The following is a 2,323-nucleotide window of genomic DNA, read 5'->3' as shown; positions in this document are numbered from 1 at the left end:
ATTCCATTTTTGGTTGGATAAGATTAGCAGCTGCCACGATTCCTGTCCGAACAGCATTGTTTACCAACGGAATGTAGACCGTTTCGTCGTCTGCTCCAAAAGCCAGTTGGATGCAATCACCAACAGCAAAGACATCTTCCACCGACGTCCGCATATAGCGATCGACTGCAATAGTTTGGTCCCTGTGAAGTTGAATGTGTTCATCTAAAAAGTGCAAGTCCGGCCTCACATTCACTCCTAAAATAGCAGCATCGCTTGCAACCGCTTCATTGCCAAATCGAACCGTAACCTGCTGATTCGCTTCAGTTTCAATAGCGGAAACGGTTTGATTCAAGCGCAAATTGATGCCTTGTTCCCGCATTTTCTGTTGCAAGGGTTGAATCATCTCTTGATCAAAGTACTTGAATAACACATTTTTTGCGACAACTGGCTTGAACCCGTAGCAATAATCAATTTATCATAAGCGAGCGTCATTTCTTGCTCATGGTAAAGATAGTCGACTGTTTTCTGGCCCGTATGGATTTTTTCAACAGCTGCTGCTAAATAGCAACGAATATTCTGCTTTTCCAATTGCTCTTGAGTGATGAAATAAGCATCTTTTAAATCAGAAATCCTATTTTCCCAGTACAGATGCAGACCATTCGGAATGTAACCTAAAGTAGGCTGCTTTTCCAGCAAAAGAATGTCTGCATCGGACTGTTTTTTTCGTACTTCTAAAGCTGCTGCTACCCCAGCAAAAGAAGCTCCTATAATGACTACTTTCATGTTATTACTCCTCATCCATGCGTTTACAATTAGTATAACACATAGCGGAAAACTTTCGTGGAGACGAAAGTTACCGGTTGGAAGGAAGAATATCTATTTAGTTCGAAAAGATGGATCTAAACTTCATATATAAATAGCATAGGTAATTTTTTAATACAATAATTTCACCTTCACAGAACACTCTTCAACTAATTCCTTTGGAGCTTTTTCGACAAATTTAAATGTTCTTGTCTCCAAATCAATCATGCGATGATGTTCGAGTAAAACTTCACCTTTAGTCGTTAAGTGTTCAGGCAAAGGGATGTGAAGAGGAAATTTTTTTGTTTTAGAAGTTATCGGTGCTACTCCATACATATAATTCAAATAGTTATTTTTTTTAGTCAGTACAATACAAGGTCGATAACCTCTTTGTTCATGTCCTTTTGTAGGGTTAAGACTAACAAAAATGATATCTCCTTGTTCTATCTCTGAATAATCTATATCTTGCATTTCCAACTAAAGTAACTCCCTTCCTACTGATTCTCCCCAGACAAACTTATCTTCAGAATCTAATGGTTTTCCATCATAATCAGCAAAGAGTTCTTCAAGAGTATCGGGATAGTTCTTTTTCGGAGTTAAAATGATTTGTCCGTTGTCCACTGTCATGGTAAAAACAACGTCTTCATCGAGAAAACCTAGCTCTTTTAGTTCTTCTTTTCCTATTCTAATTCCTTGTGAATTCCCCCATTTTTTCAGCTTCGTTTCTTTCACAAACATATTTACTCCTCCTCCATTTCGACTCAACTAAAGTATATACGTGTATATACTTACAGTCAATTATTTCATTCTTACTTATTGAATCATTTGCCCCTTCCTAGCTATTTTTTACAAATTAAAACCGTATTTCTGATTTATTTTTCTCAAGTTAGACCATTTCGGCGATGTCCGAAATGCCCTCGCATTGAAATGCTTTAAAAATTTGGTTTGCATGACCTAAAGAGAGTTCCTACTACTTATTAAGGCACTTAAATAGGTTTTGCGTGACATAAAAAGAGGAATCATAACCTGTTAAGTCACGCAAAGAAGTTTACCCTCCCTTAAGTCCATTGCTGATCTTAGTTAGGGCAAGCAACAGACTTTATCAGCTTAAGTCAGATCATTTCGGCCACCGCCGAAATGCCCTACAGCATTATCTTACTTTCCGTACCATACGGATAAAGGTATTTGGGGGATATGATCTTTAAAAGGGTTTTACCTGCTATATCAATGTGTTTATTTAACGGATACAGTACGTAAACCGTTATTGTGTGATATACGCATTAGTTTATTTACCTCATATGTTACGTAAAGATGATTTACCTAGCATATGGTTATCATTTCCTACTCCATATTGCAGTCAAGAAGAATTTAACCGCTCAAAATCAAGTCAGACCATTTCGGCCACAGCCGAAATGCACAAAACCATCTTTGTAACACAACAAAACCCTACCTCAACTAAGAGATAGGGTTTTGCTTTTTTTAATAGTTTATTTTTTGACCTACATATATTTTATTAGCATCTTTAATGCCATTTTTGTCT

At 37.1% G+C, this 2,323-nt stretch carries 4 protein-coding genes; all 4 read right to left on the bottom strand.

The genetic code is table 11. The features are described 5' to 3' along the window. On the bottom strand, positions 1-373 hold a 373-nt coding region (locus RT405_RS13445; RefSeq protein ID WP_313470385.1), incomplete at its 3' end, for an FAD-dependent oxidoreductase. A gap of 8 nt (positions 374-381) precedes the next feature. Continuing rightward, entirely contained in the window at positions 382-765 is a 384-nt protein-coding gene (locus RT405_RS13440) for an FAD/NAD(P)-binding oxidoreductase (protein WP_313470383.1), read from the bottom strand. A gap of 150 nt (positions 766-915) precedes the next feature. Continuing rightward, the gene (locus tag RT405_RS13435) at positions 916-1,254 is read right to left on the bottom strand and encodes a type II toxin-antitoxin system PemK/MazF family toxin (RefSeq protein WP_313470387.1); all 339 of its coding nucleotides are present in this window, start codon (positions 1,252-1,254) and stop codon (positions 916-918) included. Positions 1,255-1,260: 6 nt separating this feature from the next. Then, positions 1,261-1,521: a toxin-antitoxin system, antitoxin component, AbrB family protein gene (locus RT405_RS13430; RefSeq protein ID WP_313470381.1), complete on the bottom strand. Its 261-nt coding sequence runs from the start codon at positions 1,519-1,521 to the stop codon at positions 1,261-1,263. Positions 1,522-2,323: the final 802 nt, after the last annotated feature.

It is taken from the genome of Carnobacterium sp., assembly GCF_032094055.1.
Classification (GTDB): Bacteria; Bacillota; Bacilli; order Lactobacillales; family Carnobacteriaceae; genus Carnobacterium_A.
The sequence above is the reverse complement of the archived record's forward strand: the minus strand, read 5'-3'. Positions and strand labels throughout refer to the sequence as shown.

Excerpts from the sequence above, each read along its gene's own strand:
- RT405_RS13440 (WP_313470383.1), bottom strand. The coding sequence starts at position 765 with ATGAAAGTAGTCATTATAGGAGCTTCTTTTGCTGGGGTAGCAGCAGCT.
- RT405_RS13435 (WP_313470387.1), bottom strand. The coding sequence starts at position 1,254 with ATGCAAGATATAGATTATTCAGAGATAGAACAAGGAGATATCATTTTT.
- RT405_RS13430 (WP_313470381.1), bottom strand. The coding sequence starts at position 1,521 with ATGTTTGTGAAAGAAACGAAGCTGAAAAAATGGGGGAATTCACAAGGA.